The 5,253-nt window shown below is 73.7% G+C and carries 4 protein-coding genes and 1 pseudogene; all 5 read left to right on the top strand.

Annotation, left to right across the window (positions count from 1 at the left end; genetic code table 11):
- Positions 1–369: pseudogene (locus CTKZ_RS15290) on the top strand (hypothetical protein); the annotation flags it as partial.
- Between the two features lie 54 nt (positions 370–423).
- Positions 424–2,208, top strand: a complete 1,785-nt coding sequence (gene metG / locus CTKZ_RS15285) for a methionine--tRNA ligase (protein ID WP_124343746.1) — start codon at positions 424–426, stop codon at positions 2,206–2,208.
- 1 nt (position 2,209) lies between these two features.
- Positions 2,210–3,160: a TatD family hydrolase gene (locus CTKZ_RS15280; RefSeq protein WP_124343745.1), complete on the top strand. Its 951-nt coding sequence runs from the start codon at positions 2,210–2,212 to the stop codon at positions 3,158–3,160.
- Positions 3,161–3,341: 181 nt separating this feature from the next.
- Positions 3,342–4,532, top strand: a complete 1,191-nt coding sequence (locus CTKZ_RS15275; protein ID WP_235843508.1) for a resuscitation-promoting factor — start codon at positions 3,342–3,344, stop codon at positions 4,530–4,532.
- Positions 4,533–4,886: 354 nt separating this feature from the next.
- On the top strand, positions 4,887–5,253 hold a 367-nt coding region (locus CTKZ_RS15270; protein WP_200829770.1), incomplete at its 3' end, for a ubiquitin-like domain-containing protein.

Raw genomic sequence — 5,253 nt, 5'->3', positions numbered from 1 at the left:
GGCTTCACCGCCGGGGGCTGGCCTGCGCAGCCGGGCGTGACCACGACCGCGGGCTGGCCCGCGGCGACCGGCGCGCCCGTCCCGACGGGCTGGCCGGTGCAGGGTCCGGTCCCGGCTCCCGTGCCGGCGCCGGTGCCGTCACCCGCGGCACCGTGGCAGCCCGTCCCCGGCGGTGCGACGGTGCCCCCGTCGCCCTCCGACCGGGCCGGTTCGCCCGCGCGCGAGCCCGCGTACCGGCCCGGCGACACGCAGCCGATCCGCATCCCGCCGGCCGCGCGCGACGACCGCGGCTGGGACGTGTCGGGCGACCGTGCGACGTTCGTGCCGGTCGAGGACGCCGAGGCGCGCGACCGCCTGTACGACGACTGACGCGTGCCCGGAACTGCGACGACCCGTCCGACCCGCTCACCTAGGATCGGGCGCATGTCCCGCATCCTGTCGGCCGTCGCGTGGCCCTACGCGAACGGCCCCCGCCACATCGGTCACGTCGCCGGCTTCGGCGTCCCGTCGGACGTCTTCTCCCGCTACATGCGGATGGCGGGCCACGACGTGCTCATGGTGTCGGGCACGGACGAGCACGGGACGCCGATCCTCGTGCAGGCGGAGAAGGAGGGCGTGAGCCCGCAGGCGCTCGCGGACCGCTACAACCGGGTCATCGTCGAGGACCTCGCGCAGCTCGGCCTGTCGTACGACCTGTTCACGCGCACGACGACGCGCAACCACTACGCGGTCGTGCAGGAGATGTTCCGCACGGTGCACAAGAACGGGTACATGGTCGAGCAGCAGACCATGGGCGCGATCAGCCCGAGCACGGGCCGCACGCTGCCGGACCGCTACATCGAGGGCACGTGCCCGATCTGCGGCTACGACGGCGCGCGCGGCGACCAGTGCGACAACTGCGGCAACCAGCTCGACGCGATCGACCTCATCAACCCGAAGAGCCGGATCAACGGCGAGACCCCGAAGTTCGTCGAGTCGACGCACTTCTTCCTCGACCTGCCCGCGTTCGCCCAGGCCCTCGAGCAGTGGCTGAGCACGCGCCAGGGCTGGCGCCCGAACGTCCTGAACTTCAGCCTCAACCTCATCGACGACATGCGTCCGCGGGCGATGACGCGGGACATCGACTGGGGCATCCCGGTGCCGCTGCCGGGTTGGCAGGAGAACCCGAACAAGCGTCTGTACGTCTGGTTCGACGCGGTCATCGGGTACCTGTCGGCGTCGATCGAGTGGGCGCGCCGCACGGGCGACCCGGAGGCGTGGCGCGGCTGGTGGAACGACCCCGAGGCCCTGTCGTACTACTTCATGGGCAAGGACAACATCACGTTCCACTCGCAGATCTGGCCCGCGGAGCTCATGGGCTACGACGGGCGCGGCTCGAAGGGCGGCGAGCCCGGCGTCTACGGCAACCTCCAGCTGCCGACGGAGGTCGTGTCGAGCGAGTACCTCAACGTCGCGGGCGAGCAGTTCAGCACGTCGCGCGGGGTCGTCATCCTGGTGCGCGACATGCTGTCCCGCTACCAGCCGGACGCGCTGCGCTACTACCTGTCGGTCGCCGGGCCGGAGACGCAGGACGCCGACTTCACGTGGGCGGACTTCAAGCGCCGGACGAACGACGAGCTCGTCGCGGGCTGGGGCAACCTGGTGAACCGGACCGCGAACATGATCCACACGAACTTCGGCGCGATCCCCGAGGCGGGCGCGCTGCAGCCGGTGGACGAGGCGCTGCGCGCGACGACGGCGGCCGGGTTCGGCACGGTCGGCAAGCTGCTCGGCGAGCACCGCAACCGGGCCGCGATCGGCGAGGCCATGCGCGTCGTGCAGGAGGCGAACCGGTACCTCTCGGAGACCGAGCCGTGGAAGCTGAAGACGGACCGCGAGCGCCTCGGCACCGTCCTGCACACGGCCGCGCAGGCCGTCGCGGACGCGAACACCATGCTCGCGCCGTTCCTGCCGTTCGCCGCGCAGAAGGTGCACGAGACGCTCGGCGGGTCGGGCACGTTCGCGCCCATGCCGCGGATCGACGAGGTCGAGGACCTCGACGACGCGTCGCGCTCGTACCCGATCATCACGGGCGACTACGCGGCGACCCCGCGGTGGGCATCGGTGCCGCTGGTCCCGGGCACGGCGGTCGACAAGCCGGTGCCGGTCTTCACGAAGCTCGACGACGCGATCGTCGAGGAGGAGATCGCGCGCGCCGAGCAGGCCTGACGTGGCACGCACGCGCGACCGCGGCTGGCCCCCGCCGCCGGAGCCGCTGCCGCTGCCGGTCGTCGACAACCACACGCACCTCGAGTCGGTGCTGGGGTGGGTGGCGGACGGCTGGCAGCGGTCCGACGACGGCGTCGCCGTGCTCGACGCGCCTGCGCCGACGCTCGACGAGCACCTGACCCGGGCCGCGGCCGCGGGTGTCGACCGGATGGTGCAGGTCGGCTGCGACTACGAGTCGGTCGTGCTGACGGCCGACCTCGTGCAGGCGCACCCCGCGCTGCTCGGGGCCGTCGCGATCCACCCGAACGAGGCCGTGCTGCACGCGGGTGTCCGGGAGGTCGCGCCCGACGGGCTCACGCCGGACCCGCGGTCCGTGCACGAGGACGTCCCGCTCGACGAGGCGCTCGCGCGCGTGGCGGCGGTCGCGCGCGCGACGCCGCGGGTGCGGGCGATCGGGGAGACCGGGCTCGACTTCTTCCGTGCCGGCCCGCGGGGTCGCGAGGTGCAGCGCGAGGCGTTCCGGGCGCACGTCGCGCTGGCCAAGGAGCTCGGCCTGGCCCTGCAGATCCACGACCGGGACGCGCACGCCGAGGTCGTCGAGGTCCTGCTCGCGGACGGTGCGCCCGAGCGGACGGTGTTCCACTGCTTCTCGGGCGACGCGGGGCTGGCGCGCCTGGCGGTGTCGCACGGCTGGTTCCTGTCGTTCGCGGGGCCGGTGTCCTTCGGTGCGAACGACGACCTGCGCGCGGCGCTGCGCGAGGTCCCGCCCGGGCTGCTGCTGGTCGAGACCGACGCGCCGTACCTCACGGTGCACCCGTTCCGGGGCCGGCCGAACGCGCCGTACCTGCTGCCGGGCACGGTCCGCACGGTCGCCGAGGTCACGGGCCGGTCGCTCGAGGACGTGTGCGCGGGCGTCTCGGCGACGGCGGAGCAGGTCTACGGTCCCTGGTGACCCCGGGGTCGTGTCGTCACGGGCGGTGCGCGCGCACGTCGGCGGGCGTCCGGGGTCCGGCCGTGGGTGGTCGGCCGGGTCACGGATCGGTTACGGTCGGACAGGCGTCCACGTCGGCCGCCGCAGGGTGGTCCGCGAGGGTCGCCCGAGCCGTCCCCTCCCGGCCCGAAGGACTCACCGCGTGCGCCCTGCCCACCCGCCCGTGACCGCTGCGCGGTCGCGCGCGCTGCCCGCCCTGGCGCGGGCGGTGGTGCTGGCGCTCGTCGTCGGCGTGACCAGCGCGTTCGCGGTGCTGCACAAGGAGGTCACGCTCGACGTCGACGGTCGGTCGGTCGAGGTGCAGGCGTTCGGCCGGACGGTCGCGGACGTGCTCGAGGGCAGCGACGTGCAGGTCGGCGAGCGCGACCTCGTGGCACCCGGGCTCGGGGACCCGATCGCGCGCGGCGGGCAGATCGTCGTGCGGCACGGTCACGAGCTCCAGGTCGAGGTCGACGGCGAGGAGCGGACGGTCTGGAGCACGGCGCTCACCGTGGGTGAGGCCGTCGACGGTCTCGGCCTCCGCGACGGCGAGGTGCGGCTGTCGGCGTCCCGCAGCTCGGCGCTCGAGCGCGGCGACGTGCTCCGCGTCTCCACCCTCAAGACGATCCACCTCGTCGTCGACGGCCAGGTCATCGACGGCCTGAGCAGCGCCGCGGTCGTGCGCGACGCGCTCAAGGACGTCGGCCTCGTGCTGAACGAGGGCGACAAGGTGTCGGTGCCGCTCGACGCCACCGCGGTCGACGGCCTCGTCGTGCTGGTCACGCGGGCCGGCACGGGCGGTGAGACGCTCACCGAGGCGATGCCGTTCGAGACGCAGGAGGTCGAGGACGCGACGCTCGTCAAGGGCAACAAGGTCGTCAAGACCAAGGGCCGTGCGGGCGTGCGCACCACGACGTACGAGCTGCAGGTCGTGGGCGGCGTCGTGGTGGGCCGGACGCCGATCACGTCGGTGGTCACCACCCCGCCGGTGACGCAGGTCGTGCGCGTCGGGACCGCGGAGCTGCCCGACCCGTCGTCGATCGTCGTGGACCCGGGCTCGGCGCAGGCGCTCGGCAAGGAGATGGCGGCGGCCCGCGGCTGGGGCGACGACCAGTTCGCGTGCCTCCTCGCGCTGTGGAACAAGGAGAGCCGCTGGCGCGTCAACGCCGAGAACAGGTCGTCGGGGGCGTACGGCATCCCGCAGGCGCTGCCCGGTTCGAAGATGGCGACGGTCGGCGCGGACTGGCAGACGAACCCCGCGACGCAGATCACCTGGGGTCTCAACTACATCAGCGCCCGGTACGGCACGCCGTGCGGCGCGTGGGCGCACAGCCAGGCCAAGGGCTGGTACTGACCCTCGGGGCCGCACGGCTCTGACCTGCGGCGACGTCGAGGTGTGACCTCTTTCACCCCTGTCGCACCCCGGCACGGGGTTGGAGATCTGTCACGGTTCCGTTACGGTCGCGTGTCGGTCCTGCCCGTCCGGGCCTCCGTGTGCATCCGACGCACGGCGGTCGTGACGGCGGCGCGGGACCCGCCCGACGGCTCGGACAGCAGCCGTCACGACGGCCGGATCGGGGATCCGGGACCGGTGGGGGACGGCCTGAGGGTCGGCCTCCCGCGTGCGCCACGTGCCACGCGCCCACCGGGTGCCCTGCGAGGGCGCGACCTGGACCCCGTGCCCGGGCACGACGACGGCTGGAGCCCCGTGACCTTCACGACCCGATTCCGCAGTCCCTTCGCGCGCACCAGCGCCGAGTCCCCCCAGACCCCGGGGGACGAGACCCCGACCGCCACCAACGGTCAGGGCGCCGCGACGAAGGGCCTCCGGTCCGGTCGTCGACTGGTCCCGCTCGCCGCCGCCGCCACGGTCATCCTCGTGGGGGGCGCGACCGCCGGCTACGCCCACGCGAACAAGGCCGTGACGCTCGACGTCGACGGCGAGGTCGTGCGCGTCACGACGTTCGCCGGCTCCGTCGACGGGCTGCTCGCCGAGCACGGCGTCCAGCTCGGCGAGCGTGACGTCGTCACGCCGAGCGGTGCGCTCACCGAGGGCACCGACGTCGTCGTGCGCC

This window comes from Cellulomonas algicola (genome assembly GCF_003851725.1).
Classification (GTDB): domain Bacteria; phylum Actinomycetota; class Actinomycetes; order Actinomycetales; family Cellulomonadaceae; genus Cellulomonas; species Cellulomonas algicola.
The sequence above is the reverse complement of the archived record's forward strand: the minus strand, read 5'-3'. Positions and strand labels throughout refer to the sequence as shown.